The sequence below is a fragment of the Actimicrobium sp. CCC2.4 genome, from assembly GCF_034347385.1.
In the GTDB taxonomy this organism is placed as follows: domain Bacteria; phylum Pseudomonadota; class Gammaproteobacteria; order Burkholderiales; family Burkholderiaceae_D; genus Actimicrobium.
The window spans coordinates 1,511,032-1,526,523 of sequence record NZ_CP133777.1 but is presented as its reverse complement, the minus strand read 5'-3'; the positions used below and the strand labels follow the sequence as shown (position 1 = coordinate 1,526,523).

Annotated in this window: 13 protein-coding genes; 5 read left to right on the top strand and 8 right to left on the bottom strand. The window is 60.2% G+C overall.

What is annotated here, in order from left to right; genetic code table 11:
* Positions 1–67: 67 nt before the first annotated feature.
* Both eda and edd read right to left on the bottom strand, forming a co-directional pair.
* On the bottom strand, positions 68–697 hold the full coding sequence (gene eda / locus RHM62_RS07125) for a bifunctional 4-hydroxy-2-oxoglutarate aldolase/2-dehydro-3-deoxy-phosphogluconate aldolase (RefSeq protein WP_416172318.1): 630 nt from the start codon (positions 695–697) through the stop codon (positions 68–70).
* A 17-nt stretch (positions 698–714) separates the two neighbouring features.
* Positions 715–2,568, bottom strand: coding sequence for a phosphogluconate dehydratase (edd, locus tag RHM62_RS07120; RefSeq protein WP_322124830.1), 1,854 nt, complete (start codon positions 2,566–2,568; stop codon positions 715–717).
* A gap of 235 nt (positions 2,569–2,803) precedes the next feature.
* Here edd and pgi point away from each other — a divergent pair, with 235 nt between their 5' ends.
* From pgi to RHM62_RS07105, 3 genes are read left to right on the top strand one after another with little or no spacing between them, the layout of a single operon-like run.
* Entirely contained in the window at positions 2,804–4,471 is a 1,668-nt protein-coding gene (gene pgi, locus RHM62_RS07115; RefSeq protein WP_322124829.1) for a glucose-6-phosphate isomerase, read from the top strand.
* Positions 4,472–4,495: 24 nt separating this feature from the next.
* Complete coding sequence (gene zwf, locus RHM62_RS07110) at positions 4,496–5,968, top strand: glucose-6-phosphate dehydrogenase (protein ID WP_322124828.1); 1,473 nt, start codon at positions 4,496–4,498, stop codon at positions 5,966–5,968.
* Between the two features lie 5 nt (positions 5,969–5,973).
* Entirely contained in the window at positions 5,974–6,855 is an 882-nt protein-coding gene (locus RHM62_RS07105; RefSeq protein WP_322124827.1) for an SIS domain-containing protein, read from the top strand.
* A gap of 126 nt (positions 6,856–6,981) precedes the next feature.
* Here RHM62_RS07105 and RHM62_RS07100 read toward each other — a convergent pair whose 3' ends face one another.
* Positions 6,982–7,191 (bottom strand): hypothetical protein, encoded by a 210-nt coding sequence (locus RHM62_RS07100; protein WP_322124826.1) that lies wholly within the window; start codon positions 7,189–7,191, stop codon positions 6,982–6,984.
* A 118-nt stretch (positions 7,192–7,309) separates the two neighbouring features.
* Positions 7,310–8,317, bottom strand: a complete 1,008-nt coding sequence (gene dusA, locus RHM62_RS07095) for a tRNA dihydrouridine(20/20a) synthase DusA (RefSeq protein WP_322124825.1) — start codon at positions 8,315–8,317, stop codon at positions 7,310–7,312.
* 236 nt (positions 8,318–8,553) lie between these two features.
* Between dusA and RHM62_RS07090 the strand changes: the two genes are divergently transcribed.
* Together RHM62_RS07090 and RHM62_RS07085 are read left to right on the top strand one after the other, a co-directional pair.
* Complete coding sequence (locus tag RHM62_RS07090) at positions 8,554–9,600, top strand: PDDEXK nuclease domain-containing protein (protein ID WP_322124824.1); 1,047 nt, start codon at positions 8,554–8,556, stop codon at positions 9,598–9,600.
* An 80-nt stretch (positions 9,601–9,680) separates the two neighbouring features.
* The gene (locus RHM62_RS07085; RefSeq protein ID WP_009665755.1) at positions 9,681–11,024 is read left to right on the top strand and encodes an aspartate aminotransferase family protein; all 1,344 of its coding nucleotides are present in this window, start codon (positions 9,681–9,683) and stop codon (positions 11,022–11,024) included.
* 2 nt (positions 11,025–11,026) lie between these two features.
* Here RHM62_RS07085 and RHM62_RS07080 read toward each other — a convergent pair whose 3' ends face one another.
* From RHM62_RS07080 to rbfA, 4 genes are all read right to left on the bottom strand, one after another.
* On the bottom strand, positions 11,027–11,914 hold the full coding sequence (locus tag RHM62_RS07080) for a DMT family transporter (RefSeq protein WP_322124823.1): 888 nt from the start codon (positions 11,912–11,914) through the stop codon (positions 11,027–11,029).
* A gap of 123 nt (positions 11,915–12,037) precedes the next feature.
* Complete coding sequence (gene typA / locus RHM62_RS07075) at positions 12,038–13,870, bottom strand: translational GTPase TypA (protein ID WP_322124822.1); 1,833 nt, start codon at positions 13,868–13,870, stop codon at positions 12,038–12,040.
* Positions 13,871–14,060: 190 nt separating this feature from the next.
* Positions 14,061–14,993 (bottom strand): tRNA pseudouridine(55) synthase TruB, encoded by a 933-nt coding sequence (gene truB / locus RHM62_RS07070; RefSeq protein ID WP_322124821.1) that lies wholly within the window; start codon positions 14,991–14,993, stop codon positions 14,061–14,063.
* Between the two features lie 23 nt (positions 14,994–15,016).
* Positions 15,017–15,406 carry a 30S ribosome-binding factor RbfA gene (rbfA, locus tag RHM62_RS07065; protein ID WP_009665751.1) on the bottom strand — a complete coding sequence of 130 codons (390 nt, stop codon included), beginning with the start codon at positions 15,404–15,406 and terminating at the stop codon, positions 15,017–15,019.
* Positions 15,407–15,492: the final 86 nt, after the last annotated feature.

Sequence of the window (15,492 nt, the reverse complement as noted above, 5' to 3'; positions counted from 1 at the left end):
CGCTGGCGCACCAAACCGGCACGATAACGCCACACCGGGTAGCCATCAGGAAGTAACTACGCGCGGATCAGGCAGGCCGCAATGCGCTCGCTGCGCTGGCCAGCGCGGTGATGCGGGCCCAGTCGCCGGCGAGTATCGCGTCTTTTGGCGTGAGCCATGAACCGCCGACGCAGGCGACGTTCTTGCAAGCCAAAAATTGCGGTGCCGTCGCCAGCGAAATCCCGCCGGTCGGGCAAAACATCACGTCACCGAGCGGCCCGGCGATCGCACTGAGCATGCCAACACCACCTGCCGGCACGGCCGGAAACAGTTTTAGCTGGCGAAAGCCGGCTTCGCGCGCCGCCATCACTTCGGAGGGCGTCATCACGCCCGGCAGCAAGGGCAAGCCGCTCGCACGTGCCGCCGCGATCAGTGCCGGTGTCAGGCCGGGCGAGACACCGAATACCGCGCCGGCGTCGCGTGCGGCAGCGAATTCTTCGGGCAGCGTCAGCGTACCGACGCCGAGGATCGCATCAGGCACCTGCTCGGCCATCGCACGGATCGCGGCCAGTCCGTGGACCGTGCGCAAGGTCACTTCAAGCACGCGGATGCCACCGGCGACCAGCGCGCGTGCCAGCGGCACCGCATGCTCGAGGTCATCAATGGCGATGACCGGAATGACCGGCGAGACACGCATGATGTGTAGCAGGTCGGGCATCAGGTTGGGAGTCATATTCATACGGTCACTTTCTCGACGACAGGCAACACGGGTGGCAAATCAAAGGTGGTCGCGCCTTCTTCGGCAGCGCTGACGGTCGCGCGGAACATGCTGAATAGCTCGCGTCCCATGCCGACCTGATTACTGCGCAGATCAGCCGTGGCCTGCTCGCGCGCATCCCATTGCGCAGCCGGCACCTGCGCTTGCAGCACGCCGTTTTCGGCATCGAGCAGCAACAGGTCGCCCGTGCGGAGTCGTCCCAGCGGTCCGCCAGCCAATACTTCCGGCGACACATGGATGGCTGCCGGCACCTTGCCGGAGGCACCCGACATGCGGCCATCAGTCACCAGCGCAACATGGAAACCGGCATCCTGCAGATTGGCCAGTGCCGGTGTCAGCGCATGCAGTTCCGGCATCCCATTGGCACGCGGTCCCTGGAAGCGCACGACTGCAATGAAATCGCGATTGAGTTCGTCGGCCTTGTAGGCCTGCATGAAGGCTTCCTGCGAATCGAACACGATGGCCGGTGCTTCGACACGGCGGTACTCGGGTTTGACAGCCGAGACCTTGATGACGGCGCGTCCGAGGTTGCCGGTCAGCAGGCGTAATCCACCATCGGCCGAAAACGGTTCGGCGGCGCGGCGCACGACATTGCGGTCGGCACTTTCCAGTGGTACCGGCCGCCAGACCACGACGTCATCCTGCAGGAAGGGTTCGCTGCAATGCGAGCGCAAGCCCTTGCCGAGAACGGTCAGGACATCGTCATGCAGCAAGCCGGCATCAAGCAACTCGCGGATCACGAAACCGGTACCGCCGGCCGCATGGAAATGATTGACGTCAGCGTCGCCGTTCGGATAGATCCGCGTCAGCAGCGGGATCACCGCCGACAGCGCCGCAAAATCATTCCAGTCGATGACGATACCCGCTGCTTTGGCGATGGCCACCAGATGCAGCGTGTGGTTGGTCGAACCGCCGGTGGCGAGCAGAGCGATGATCGCATTGACGATGGTTTTCTCGTCGACCAGGCGGCCGACCGGCGTGTAGTCGGGCGTGTGCGTGGCGATCTTGACTGCGCGCGCGGCCGCCGCAGCGGTGAGCGCATCGCGCAACGGCGTGCCCGGCGTGATGAAGGCGGCACCCGGCAAGTGCAGACCCATGACTTCCATCAACATCTGGTTGCTGTTGGCCGTGCCGTAGAACGTGCAGGTACCGGCACCGTGATAGGACTGCGATTCGGCTTCGAGTAATTCGGCGCGGCCGATCTTGCCTTGCGCGTAAAGCTGGCGCACGCGGGCTTTCTCGGGATTGGACATGCCGCTGGTCATCGGGCCGGCCGGAATGAACACCGCCGGCAAATGACCGAAGTGCAGCGCGCCGATCAGCAGGCCCGGCACGATCTTGTCGCACACGCCGAGGTACACGGCGGCATCGAACATGTTGTGCGACAGCGCCACGGCCGTGCCCATCGCAATCGTATCGCGTGAAAACAGCGACAGCTCCATACCAGGCTGGCCTTGCGTGACACCATCGCACATGGCCGGAACACCACCGGCAAACTGCGCCACGCCGCCGGCCTTGCGCGCGGCTTCCTTGATCAATTGCGGAAAACGCTCGAACGGCTGATGCGCCGAGAGCATGTCGTTGTAGGCAGAAATGATCGCCACCGACGGCAAGCGCGCTTGCCGCAACGCCAATTTGTCGTTGGTCGGGAAGGCGGCAAAACCATGCGCCAGGTTAGTACAGGACAGCGCGTTGCGCTGAACGCCCTGCTGCAAGGCCGCTTCAATACGGGTCAGGTAAGCGCCACGTGATGGGCGGCTACGTTCGATGATGCGGTCGGTGACGGCGGTCAGAACGGAATGCATTTTCATGGAAACTCCTTGCGTGAGGACTGAATACGTAATTTTACTACAAACATTTAATTGACGGTACAGCGCGATTTACCTGACTCTGCTAATTGCAAAAGTGCAATAGAACCCTATCCAAGCCAAAAATCGCCTTGCTTGAAAGCGGTGGAAACCTCACAAGCCCTGATTTTTTGTAGTGAAATTACCTTCACTTAATGTATAGTTGACCACAACCATCCTACTTCAAAGGACTCCTGACATGGCTTCGACACCACTGAACGACAGTCCGGTTTTCCGGCGCTTGCAGACCCGCCATGCTGAAACCTGTTCCACGACAATGCGCACCCGGTTTGACGGCGAGCCGGATCGCTTCCGGCAATTCTCGATGCATGCTGCCGGCCTGACGCTGGATTATTCCAAGAACCGGATCGACCGCAGCACGCTGGATTTACTGCTCGAGCTGGCCCGCGAACGCGATATCGAAGGCCATCGGGACAAGCTGTTCGCCGGCGAAAAAATCAACACGACCGAGCAGCGTGCCGTGCTGCACACCGCTTTGCGCGCGCCGGCAGGACAGGGGTTCGTGCTCGATGGCCAGGACATCGACGCCGATGTGCAAGCAGTGCTGACACGGATGCAGATCTTCAGCGAACGAGTGCGCTCGGGTGACTGGACCGGTCGCGACGGACGCGCCATCACCGACATCGTCAACATCGGCATCGGCGGCTCCTACCTCGGACCGAAGATGGTCTGCCAGGCGCTACGCACCTTTGCCCATCCGCGCCTGCGCTGCCACTTCGTCTCGAACGTCGATGGCCATGATCTTGCGGCGATTCTGGAGCACATCGATCCGGCCACAACTCTGTTCATCATCGCCTCGAAAACCTTCACCACCGCCGAAACGATGACGAATGCACGGTCAGCGCGCAGCTGGTTCCTGCAGAGTGGTAACGAAAGCGACCTGGCAAAACACTTCGTCGCGGTGTCGACCAATCTGTCCGGTGTGACCGGTTTCGGCATTGATCCGGTCAACATGTTCCCGTTCTGGGATTGGGTCGGCGGTCGCTATTCGATCTGGTCGGCGATCGGGCTGTCGGTCGTGATACTGGTAGGCTTCCCTGCGTTCCGCGCTTTTCTGGACGGTGCCTACCAAATGGATACCCACTTCCGGGAAGCCCCGCTGGAACGCAACATGCCGGTCCTGTTGGCGATGCTGGGTGTCTGGTACCGCAATTTTCTTGGCAGCAGTTCGGTCTCGATTGCGCCTTACCATCAAGACCTGAGCCTGTTTGCCGGCTACCTGCAACAGCTCGATATGGAAAGCAACGGCAAGCACGTCAGTGCCGACGGCGAACTGTTGACTACCGCCAGCGGCCCGGTCATCTGGGGCGATACCGGCACCAACGGCCAGCATGCGTATTTCCAGTTGCTGCATCAGGGCAGCGACCTCATTCCGATTGATTTCATTGCGGTGCTCGGTGCCAGCCACACGCTGCCCGGACATCAGGCGGCACTGCTGGCCAATTGTTTTGCGCAAGCCGAAGCCTTCATGCGCGGCAAGACCGCCGACGAAGTCCGTGTCGATCTGGTAGCGCAGGGACTCGATGCGGCGACGGCCGAAGCGCTGGTGCCGCACAAGACCTTCTCCGGCAACCGCCCGTCCAACATGCTGTTGATGGAGGCACTGACACCGGCAACGCTAGGCGCTCTCGTGGCACTCTACGAACACAAGGTGTTCGTGCAGGGCGTGATCTGGGGGATTAACAGTTTCGACCAGTGGGGTGTCGAACTCGGCAAGGTGCTGGCCAAAACGATCGCGCAGGAGTTGACCGGCACGGCGCAACCGGCGCAGCATGACAGCTCAACTAACGCGCTCATCGCGATGGCCAGAGCCGCACTGATGCACAATCCCATCGCACCCGATTAACTTGCACACAACCTGATGAAACCCATGGCTCTGACTGATTTCGATCTCGTACTATTTGGCGGCAGCGGCGACCTGTCGATGCGCAAACTGCTGCCGGCCATGTATGCCCGCGACCGCGCCCGGGATTTTCCCGCCACCGCGCGCATCATTTGCGTTGGCCGGCATGACTTGACGACGGCGGAGTTTCTCGCATCGGTGGAGGCAAACGCGAAGCCAAACCTGACCGCTGGCAGCCTCGATGCAGCTGTCTGGCAGCGCTTTTGCCAGCGCATCCAGTACGTGGCCGTCGATGCCGGCAAACCCGGCAGCTACTGCACGCTGGCCGCGGCCTTGCGTGATGATCCGGGGCTGGTGCGGGTGTTTTATCTTGCGACGCCGCCGACGCTGTTTGCCACCATCTGCCTGAACCTGGCCGCTTGCGGCAGCGCCACGCCGAATTCGCGCGTGGTGCTCGAAAAACCGCTCGGCCGCGATCTGGCCAGCGCGCGCCAGATCAATGCCGATGTCGGCAGCGTCTTCACTGAATCGCAGATTTACCGGATCGACCATTATCTCGGCAAGGAAGCAGTGCAGAATTTGCTGGCGCTGCGCTTCGGCAATATCCTGTTCGAACCGCTGTGGCGGCGCGAGTGGATTTCGGATGTACAGATCACGATCGCCGAAGAACTCGGGGTCGGCAATCGCACCGGTTACTACGACACGTCCGGCGCGCTGCGCGACATGCTGCAAAACCATTTGCTGCAATTGCTGTGCATCGTCGCGATGGAGCCGCCGACGATGATCACGCCGGATGCGGTGCGCGATGAAAAACTCAAGGTGCTGCACGCCCTGAAAAAATTCACCACCACGACGCTGACGCAAAACGTCGTGCGCGGCCAGTACCGCGCTGGCCACGTCAATGGCGTGGCGGTGCCCGGCTATCGCAAGGAACCCGGTGCCGATCCGGAATCGAAGACCGAAACCTTTGTCGCCGTGCGCGCCGAAATCGATACCTGGCGCTGGGCTGGCGTACCGTTTTACCTGCGCACCGGCAAGCGCATGGCCGACCAGTTGGCCGAAATCGTGGTCCGCTTCAAGGCCATTCCGCATTCGATCTTCGCGCAATCGAGTGGCAGCTTTCAGCCCAACAGTCTCGTGATCCGGCTGCAACCCGATGAAGGCTTGCACCTGAACCTGATGGCCAAGACACCGGGCGACAACATGCGCCTCAAGCCGGTCGATCTTGAACTGGATTTCCGCGAGACCTTCAAGACACCGCGCATGGATGCCTACGAACGCCTGCTGCTCGATGTGCTGCGCGGACAGCTGACCCTGTTCATGCGCAGCGATGAACTCGAAGCCGCCTGGGAGTGGATCGAGCCCATCCTGAACCACTGGGAACAGGAAGAAAACGAACCGATTCCGTACACGGCCGGCACCTGGGGACCGGCTGCCGCAAGCGCGCTGATCGGTCGGGACGGCTTGCAATGGCGCGAAGAAGCGCTGCCGGAAATGTGACGACGATGCTGCTCGATTCCGTACGCACGCAACTGGACGCGCTCTCCAAATCCGAACGCAAGGTCGGCCTGGCGGTGCTGCGCGATCCGACGCTGGCGGTCTCCGGCAATATCACTGCGCTGGCACGGAGCGCCCAGGTATCGGAGCCGACGGTGGTAAGGTTTTGTCGCGCCGTCGGCTTTGACGGCTGGCAAGCGTTCAAGCTGAAACTGGCACAGGCACTGGCGGTCGCCCTGCCCGGCGCGAATGAAAACCTGACACCCAACGACCTGGCGGCGGACCTGGTCGGCAAAATTTGCAGCCGCTCGATCAATGCGCTACTCGACTTGCGTAACACGCTCGATCCGGCTGCCATCGAACGGGCGCTGGATTTGCTGGCCAAGGCGCGCAAGATCGAATTCTATGGACAGGGATCGTCCGGCATCATTGCCACCGATGCGCAGCACAAGTTCTTTCGCTCCGGCGTGCCGACGGTGGCGTATTCCGATCCGCATATTCACAGCATCGCTGCATCGCTCCTGAAAAAAGGCGATGTCGTGCTGGCGATTTCGCAGCGCGGCAATAGCGTGGCTTTGCTGCGCAGCGTGCAACTGGCACGCAAGGTGGGTGCCGACGTGATTGCGTTATCGCCTAGCGGTACGCCTCTGGCCGACCTGGCGACCGTACTGGTGCCGATTGATCTTCACTTCCATACCGACCCTTACACGCCGATTTCGGCGCGTCTGGCTCATCTGGTCGTGATCGATATCCTCGCCGTGGGTCTTGCGCTACGACGCGGGCCGGAATTTCGCAAGCAGATGCAAAACGCGCAAAAAGCCTTGCAAAAAATCGACATGCAATTCGATTCCTTCCTGCGTTCGCCGCAGCGGCATGATGATGACAGCTGATAGCCACACCGCCGCTGCATCGTCGTGACTGCGCTGTCCAGGGCGAACCAAAGCGCTCGACCTGGACAGCGATGCGGCTGCCTGACCGCACCTACGTATCACCTTGCTTGAAATTCTTAGACGTCGTTACTTGCCAGTTTCTGGCGGCGGCGATGCGCCTGGCATGGCCGGCGGGCTCGGCATCATCGAGGACGGCGGACTGGCCGGTGTGCCGGAGGACGGCATGCCCGCACCGGGCTGGTCTGTCGTTGGCGAACGGCGGTCGCAACCGCCCAGCAAGGCAGCGCCCAGTGCTGCAGTCACTACGAATGTCAGGGTAGAAGAAGTCACTTTCATTGATGTTCCCTTAAGGTAAAGACCGCGGGAATGCAGTCTGTTTTCGACAGGCGGGAGGCCTGCGGACAGCGTAGCGTGATCGCTCTTGCTGCCTTTGATCCTGCTCAAGTCTGCTTCTTCAACGGACCTGCATGCTTTCCATCGCCTCCAGCAGCAATCCCGCGTCACCGATGGCCAACCGTTTCGAGTCCGATAAAGTCTGCCGGAAATGCCTTGCACCGGGCAAACCGGCCATCAATCCGAGCATGTGGCGTGTGATGCTATTGAGGCGCGGACCGGCTTTCAAGGGTATCGAGGGCGTCGGGCCGAGCTGGCTGCGGATATAGGGCAGCATCGCTTCGAGCACTTCGGTGCGCGTGCGCGGCGTGGCTGGATCGTCGTAGTAGCGCGCATCGAAGCCGGCCATCAGGTAGGGGTTGTGATAGGCCTCGCGTCCCAGCATGACGCCATCGACGTGCTGCAGATGCAGGTCGATTTCGGCCTCGGTCTTGATGCCGCCGTTGATGATGATTTCCAGGTCGGGGAATTCGCGTTTGAGCTGGTACACGGCGTCGTAACGCAGTGGTGGCACTTCGCGATTTTCTTTCGGACTCAGCCCCTTGAGGATGGCATTGCGGGCATGGACGATGAAGGTCGTGCAACCTGCCTCGGCGACGGTACCGACGAAGTCGCGCATGAAGGCGTACGACTCGTTTTTGTCGATACCGATCCGGTGCTTGACCGTGACATCGATCGACACCGCATCGCGCATCGCCTTGACGCAATCGGCGACCAGTTGCGGCTCGGCCATCAGGCAGGCACCGAAGGCGCCTTTTTGGACACGCTCGGACGGGCAACCGCAATTGAGGTTGATCTCGTCGTAGCCCCACTGCTGGCCGAGCCGCGCACTGTGCGCCAGATCGGCCGGATCGCTGCCGCCGAGTTGCAGCGCCACCGGGTGTTCTTCGTCATTGAAATCGAGGTGCCGCGCGACATCGCCATGGACCAGCGCCCCGGTCGTGACCATCTCGGTGTAGAGCCAGGTGTGGCGGGAAATCTGGCGGTGGAACAGGCGACAGTGGCGGTCTGTCCAATCCATCATCGGGGCGGCGGAGATGCGCCGGCTCTTGTACGTGCTTGTTTTCATTGACTTGAATTGGATGATTAGAGAAATTTCTTTGGGTCGCGTGCGGTGCAAACCCAAAATCGATCAGCACAGATACCAACATGTGCGGACGATTGCAAGCACTTCCATAGCGGTGACGACAATATGCCGGACGAGCGGGTGCCACATTGCCGAGAATCGGCAGCACGTCATCCAGGCTCGCCGCTGCAAAGGCGGTGCCAACCAGCTGAAAAACCGACAACGAAGGGAAAGTACCCATGAACGATCAAGCTGTTGGTCTGACACCGCCTCCCGAGGGCTATACCGATTGGCTCACCGAACTGAAAAGCCGCATCCACACCGCACAACAGCGCGCCACGCTCGCGGTCAATCGGGAGCTGGTGCTGCTGTACTGGCAGATCGGACGGGATATTCTGACGCGGCAAGCGGCGCAGGGATGGGGTGCCAAAGTGATCGAGCGACTGGCGCTGGATTTGCGCGCAGCCTTTCCGGAGATGAAAGGATTTTCACCGCGCAATCTCAAGTACATGCGTGCTTTTGCAGAGGCGTGGCCGGATGCGCAATTTGTGCAGCAAGCTGCTGCACAATTGCCATGGGGTCACAATTTAGTGTTACTGGACAAACTGCCCGGTCCGGAAACCCGCCGCTGGTATGCCGCAAAAGCCATCGAACACAACTGGTCCCGCAATATTCTGGCCATGCAAATCGACGCCCGACTGCTGGAACGTACAGGAGCTGCCGTCACCAACTTCAGTACCAGCCTGCCCAAACCGCAGTCCGATCTGGCCCGCGAATCACTGAAAGACCCCTACCGTTTTGACTTTCTGGGACTGACCGACAAGGCGCGCGAACGCGAGATCGAAATCGCCCTGATCAAACATGTCACCGATTTTTTACTGGAACTGGGCGCCGGCTTTGCCTTCGTCGGAAGACAGGTGCTGCTGGATGTGGGAGGTGACGAATTCTTCATCGACCTGCTGTTCTACCATCTGAAGTTGCGCTGCTATGTGGTAATCGAAATCAAGGGCGGCAAGTTCAAGCCGGACCATCTCGGCCAGCTGGGGTTTTATCTCACTGCCGTCGACGCCCAGATCAAGCATCCGCAGGACGGCCCGACGATTGGTCTGTTGCTCTGCACGAGCAAGAACAAGGTGGTCGCTGAATACGCGCTGCGCAACACTGCCCAGCCGCTCGGCGTGGCCGAATACAAGCTGCTGGAATCCTTGCCTGCGGAATTACAAACCAGCTTGCCCAGCATTGAACAAATCGAGCGCGAACTTGCCGGTAGCGACGACGCCCCATAAGCAACCCGAAATACGCCCCCGCCTGCCCGCGAACAGGACTACCATGATTGCCTTCCCTCACCACCCACGGACCTGCTGCCATGCTCAACACCGACCATTTCTGGATGCCGTTTACCGCCAATCGCCAGTTCAAGTCCAAACCGCGGATGCTGGTCGCCGCCTCCGGCATGCATTACACAACTGACGATGGCCGCCAGATCCTCGATGGCACCGCTGGCCTGTGGTGCAGCAATGCCGGTCACTGTCATCCGAAAATCACCGAAGCCATCCGCCGCCAGGCCGGCGAAATGGACTTCGCACCAGTGTTCCAGATGGGTCACCCGAAAGCCTTCGAGGCAGCCACGGCGCTGGTGTCGCTGGCACCGGAAGGATTGAACCGGGTCTTCTTTTGCAATGACGGCTCAGAAGCAGTCGACTCGGCACTGAAGATCGCATTGGCGTATCACCGTGTCCGTGGCGATGGCATGCGGCACCGGCTGATCGGCCGCGAACGCGGTTATCACGGCGTCGGTTTCGGCGGTATTTCAGTCGGCGGGATTGCCGGCAACCGCAAGCATTTCGGCCCCGGCTTGCCAGCGGTCGACCATCTGCGCCATCCGCTTGATATCAGCAAGAATGCGTTTTCAAAAGGCTTGCCGGAACATGGTGCCGAGATGGCCGACGAGCTCGAACAGCGCCTGCTGGCGCTGCACGATCCGGCCACCGTGGCAGCAGTCATCATCGAACCGTTGCAAGGCTCGACCGGCGTGATCCTGCCGCCAAAAGGCTATCTGCAAAAGATCCGTGCGATCTGCGATAAATACGGCATCCTGCTGATCTTCGATGAAGTCATCACGGGCTTCGGGCGACTCGGCACGCCGTTCGGTGCCGATTATTTCGGCGTCGTGCCGGACATGATCGTCTGCGCCAAAGGCCTGACCAACGCCACGGTGCCGATGGGTGCGGTCATCGTGCGCCAGGATGTCCATGACACCTTCATGAGCATGGCCCCCGAAAATGCGATCGAGTTCTATCACGGCTATACCTACACCGGCCATCCGCTGGCGGCGGCTGCAGCGGTGGCCACCATCGACGTATATAAATCCGAGCACCTGTTCGAGCGCGCCGCCGCGATGGCACCGTATTTCGAACAGGCGGCGCACAGCCTGAAAGGCTTGCCCTACGTGAAAGACATCCGCAACCTCGGCCTGGTCTGCGGCATCGAACTCGATGGCGTCGCCGGCAAGCCGGGCATGCGTGCGTTCGATGTGTTTCTGAAAGCCTTCTGGGAAAAAGGCGTACTGATCCGCACCACCGGCGACATCATTGCGCTGTCGCCACCGCTGATCATCGACAAGCCGCAGATCGATCAGCTATTCGGTGCGATAGGCGCAATCCTCAAGAGCCAGAAGACCGTGCCGGATGTCGAAGAAATGACGGTCTGATTTCAGGCAACCGCGGCTGGTCGACGCAATGCGACCAGCTCGTTGAACACCAGTGCGGCGATCACCAGCGCGCCGCCAACCAGTGTGTCGGTTGCCGGGATTTCACCGGCACCGAGCCAGGCCCAGACCGGGCCCAGCAATACCTCGACCAACGCCAGTAAAGACATTTCCGGCGCCGATAACGCCCGCGATGCCGTCACTACCATCATGCACGGCAGCCCGAGCTGAAAAAATCCGAGGCCGGCCAGGATCGCGACATCATGCAGCGATGCCTGCATCGGCCAGCTGAACGGTAACATCGCCAATGCCGATAAAGTGGCCCCCACCAGCACAGCCGGAATCAGATCGACTTGCGCCCCGGCCTTCTTGAGCAAAATAAAATTAACCGAGGCCGCCAGCGGTGCGCCAAACGCGATCCCCATGCCGATTAACGAGGTACCGCTAACGTGCGAGACACCACTCGAAAACATCCACCCGATGCCAACACAGGCCACCGCGATTGCCAGCCAGGTACGCGACGCGATGCGCTGGTGCAGCAACAGCCAGGCTAGCAAGGCGGTCAGCAGCGGCGCGACGCTGAGCACGATCAGGGTGTTGGCAACCGTGGTCATCGTCAATGCAATCATGAAGCAGCAAAACATCGTAGCCCACATCGCACCGGACACCAGCCCGACCGGTCCCAGATTGCGCAGCTTAGTCAGCACGCGGCCGCGCTGCTGCCACCGCAATGCGCCCACCACAAACACGGCAGCAAAAAAGCTGCGCCAGAAGGTCACTTCAAAGCCGCGCGCCGCGTCGAGCTGGCGCGTCATGACGCCAGCGCTACTCCACAAGACAGCGGCAATGATCATCAGCAAGACGGCACGGCGGTGATTCAACAGCGAAAACATAAGGCTCCCGAAGTAAAAAACCCGCCGGATCCATACTGCCGGTGAAGGCAGCAGGAACCCGACGGGCTCATTGCAAATTCGATGCAAGGGATCAGACCTGAAGTCCGATCCGTTCACGGTAAATTACGCGTCGCGCGATGCTTTCTTGCGGTCAGCTTCTTTCAGGTAACGCTTACGCAGACGAATGCTCTTCGGCGTGATTTCGACCAGTTCATCGTCATCGATGAATTCGACAGCGTATTCCAGCGACATCTGGATAGGCGGGACCAGGCGCACGGCTTCATCGGTACCCGACGAACGCACGTTGGTCAATTGCTTGCCCTTGATCGGGTTGACGACCAGGTCATTGTCACGGGAGTGGATACCGATAATCATGCCTTCGTACACCGGGTCGTTATGAACCACAAACATACGGCCGCGATCCTGCAGTTTCCAGAGCGCGTAGGCAACGGCAGCGCCGTCATCTTGCGAGACCAGTACGCCGTTACGACGGGAAGCCATTTCGCCACGAGTGTTGTCGACCGGTGCGTACTCGTCAAAAATATGGCTCATCAAGCCGGTACCGCGGGTCAGGGTCATGAACTCGCCCTGGAAACCGATCAGGCCACGGGCCGGGATACGGTATTCAAGACGCACGCGACCTTTACCATCGGATTCCATGTTCTGCAGATCGCCGCGACGACGACCCAGCTCTTCCATGACGCCGCCCTGGTTGACTTCTTCGACATCAACCGACAGCAGTTCAAACGGCTCATGACGCACGCCGTCGACCATCTTGAACACGACGCGCGGACGCGAAACCGCCAGCTCGAAACCTTCGCGACGCATGTTTTCGATCAGGATGGTCAGGTGCAATTCGCCGCGACCCGAGACTTCGAAAATCGTATCGTCGTCGGTAGGCGCAACGCGCAAGGCAACGTTGGCTTTCAGTTCGCGGTCAAGACGCTCGCGCAACTGACGGCTGGTGACGAACTTGCCTTCACGGCCAGCCAGTGGCGAGTTGTTGACCATGAAGTTCATCGTCAGGGTTGGCTCGTCGACGGTCAGCATCGGCAATGCATCCGGCATGTCAGGAGCGCACACCGTGGTGCCGATACCGAGTTCGTCGATACCGTTGATCAGGACGATATCGCCGGCAACGGCTTCGTCGACCAGCACGCGATCGAGACCTTTGAAGTTCAGGACTTGATTGACGCGGGCCTTGCGTGGCACGCCGTCCGGGCCGTCCATGATGATGACGTCTTGCAGGCCGCGCACGCGACCGCGGGTGATGCGGCCAATGCCGATCTTGCCGACGTACGACGAATAATCAAGGGAAGAAATTTGCAGCTGCAGCGGACCGTCCTGGTCATCTTCGCGCGCTGGCACGTGGCGCAGGATAGCGTCGAACAGTGGCTTCATGTCGCCGTCACGGACGGTCGAGTCGAGGCTCGAATAACCGTTCAGTGCGGAAGCGAACACGACAGGGAAATCGAGTTGCTCTTCGGTCGCACCGAGCTTGTCGAACAATTCGAAGGTGGCGTTGATGGCCCATTCAGGACGGGCGCCCGGACGATCGATCTTGTTGACGACAACGATAGGCTTCAGGCCCAGCGCCAGTGCCTTGCGGGTCACGAAACGCGTTTGCGGCATCGGACCTTCCTGTGCATCGACCAGCAGCAGCACACTGTCGACCATCGACAGGACGCGCTCGACTTCACCACCGAAGTCGGCATGGCCCGGGGTGTCAACGATGTTGATGTGAGTGCCTTCATACTCGACGGCGCAATTTTTCGACAGAATCGTGATGCCACGTTCTTTTTCGAGGTCATTGGAGTCCATCACGCGTGCATCGACTTGCTGGTTATCGCGGAAGGTACCCGACTGACGCAGCAACTTGTCAACGAGGGTGGTTTTGCCATGGTCAACGTGAGCGATGATGGCGATGTTACGGATGGCGCGTTTTGTATTTGACATGATCTTTTCGGGCTGAATTCTTGCGTGGTTCGTTCTTGCTCAGTGCTCGTTTGGTGCTGGTTGGGGTGCTTGCTTCGAGCCTGAAGCGTCAAGAGATGAGTGTGTAATTTCGAAAACCGTGCATTCTAACATGTTGCGCTGCACGAACCGCACAATGGCAGATGACTTTTCAGTGACATCGCCATCATGTTCACGTTGCTGTAGAAACCAGACGCTCCGGTGCCAGTACGCCGAATTCCTGCATCAGGCCAGTACCCAGCAAGCACGCATCGGACTCCCGGAACACTCTCACCCTGCCTTCGGTCGCTGGCAGCGCAATGGCTTCCTTGCCCAGCGACAGGCGCTGTCCGTGCAGGAAGCGGCGCGCCAGTTCATCGGTCAGTGACAGCAGCGGAAAACTCGCCAGCAAGGCATCGACCGGCGCGAGCATGGTGCCGCGCTGGTCTTCCGCGAAGGCCATGATCTGTTCGAGCGTGACTGCATCGGCCAATACCAGATCGCCCACCCGGGTCCGGCGCAACGCGTTCAGATGAGCGCCGCAACCGAGCGCCGCACCGATGTCTTCGCCGAGTACGCGGATGTAAGTGCCTTTGCTGCAGCTCACACGCAAGGTCAGAAAAGGCGCTTCGTAACGGACGAACTCCAGCAAATGAATCACTACCGGACGCGCTTCGCGTTCCAGCGTGATGCCGGCGCGTGCATATTCGTACAACGGTTTGCCGTCACGTTTCAGGGCCGAATACATCGGTGGCACCTGATCGATAGGACCACGGAATTTTTCGAGCACGGCGTCGATCTGCGCCCGCGTCACATCCACCGGCAAGGTCTCGAGAATCTGGCCTTCGGTGTCGCCGGTATCACTGCGCAAGCCAAGATGCACCACGGTTTCGTAGGTCTTGTCGGCCTCGAGCAAGTCCTGTGCGAACTTGGTCGCTTCGCCGAAACACAGCGGCAGCAAGCCGGTCGCGAACGGGTCTAGCGTACCGGTGTGACCGGCCTTCTCGGCATTGAACAAGCGCTTGGCCTTGATCAGCGCATCGTTGCTCGAGTGCCCTGCTGCCTTGTCGAGCAGCAGCACGCCATGCACCGGAACGCGTTTTTTACGGGGTGGAAAAGTTGCCATCGTGATGCCGGATCCGACCGGGCTTACGCCTGATCGTCATCCTTGGCACGGGTCGCGTTGGCTTCATCGATCAACTTCGACAATTCCATGCCGCGCGCGGTCGACGTGTCGTGCACGAAATGCAGCTCCGGCAGCGTGTGCACATGCAGGCGACGACCAAGCTGACCGCGAATGAAACCGGAGGCAATCTTCAGGCCGGTGACGGTATTCTTGATCGCTTCCTTGTCATCGCTGAGCATCGTGAAAAATACTTTGGCGTGCGCGTAGTCCGGCGTGAGCTGGACTTCGGTGACGGTGATCATGCCAACGCGCGGATCTTTTAGTTCATACGCGACGATTTCAGCGAGGTCGCGCTGAATCTGGTCGGCCACGCGGATACCGCGGACGGGAATGGTTTTGCTGTGCTTTGCCATGATGATGACTCGATAGATTCGACGGCGGAACAACGCCGGCCGGTCGAAGTACTGCAAATGGGCTGCCCCAAATAGTACAGGCCTGT

Excerpts from the sequence above, each read along its gene's own strand:
- RHM62_RS07080 (WP_322124823.1), bottom strand. The coding sequence starts at position 11,914 with ATGTTTTCGCTGTTGAATCACCGCCGTGCCGTCTTGCTGATGATCATT.
- dusA (WP_322124825.1), bottom strand. The coding sequence starts at position 8,317 with ATGAAAACAAGCACGTACAAGAGCCGGCGCATCTCCGCCGCCCCGATG.
- edd (WP_322124830.1), bottom strand. The coding sequence starts at position 2,568 with ATGAAAATGCATTCCGTTCTGACCGCCGTCACCGACCGCATCATCGAA.
- zwf (WP_322124828.1), top strand. The coding sequence starts at position 4,496 with ATGGCTCTGACTGATTTCGATCTCGTACTATTTGGCGGCAGCGGCGAC.
- RHM62_RS07085 (WP_009665755.1), top strand. The coding sequence starts at position 9,681 with ATGCTCAACACCGACCATTTCTGGATGCCGTTTACCGCCAATCGCCAG.
- RHM62_RS07105 (WP_322124827.1), top strand. The coding sequence starts at position 5,974 with ATGCTGCTCGATTCCGTACGCACGCAACTGGACGCGCTCTCCAAATCC.
- eda (WP_416172318.1), bottom strand. The coding sequence starts at position 697 with ATGCCCGACCTGCTACACATCATGCGTGTCTCGCCGGTCATTCCGGTC.
- truB (WP_322124821.1), bottom strand. The coding sequence starts at position 14,993 with ATGGCAACTTTTCCACCCCGTAAAAAACGCGTTCCGGTGCATGGCGTG.
- rbfA (WP_009665751.1), bottom strand. The coding sequence starts at position 15,406 with ATGGCAAAGCACAGCAAAACCATTCCCGTCCGCGGTATCCGCGTGGCC.
- RHM62_RS07100 (WP_322124826.1), bottom strand. The coding sequence starts at position 7,191 with ATGAAAGTGACTTCTTCTACCCTGACATTCGTAGTGACTGCAGCACTG.
- typA (WP_322124822.1), bottom strand. The coding sequence starts at position 13,870 with ATGTCAAATACAAAACGCGCCATCCGTAACATCGCCATCATCGCTCAC.
- RHM62_RS07090 (WP_322124824.1), top strand. The coding sequence starts at position 8,554 with ATGAACGATCAAGCTGTTGGTCTGACACCGCCTCCCGAGGGCTATACC.
- pgi (WP_322124829.1), top strand. The coding sequence starts at position 2,804 with ATGGCTTCGACACCACTGAACGACAGTCCGGTTTTCCGGCGCTTGCAG.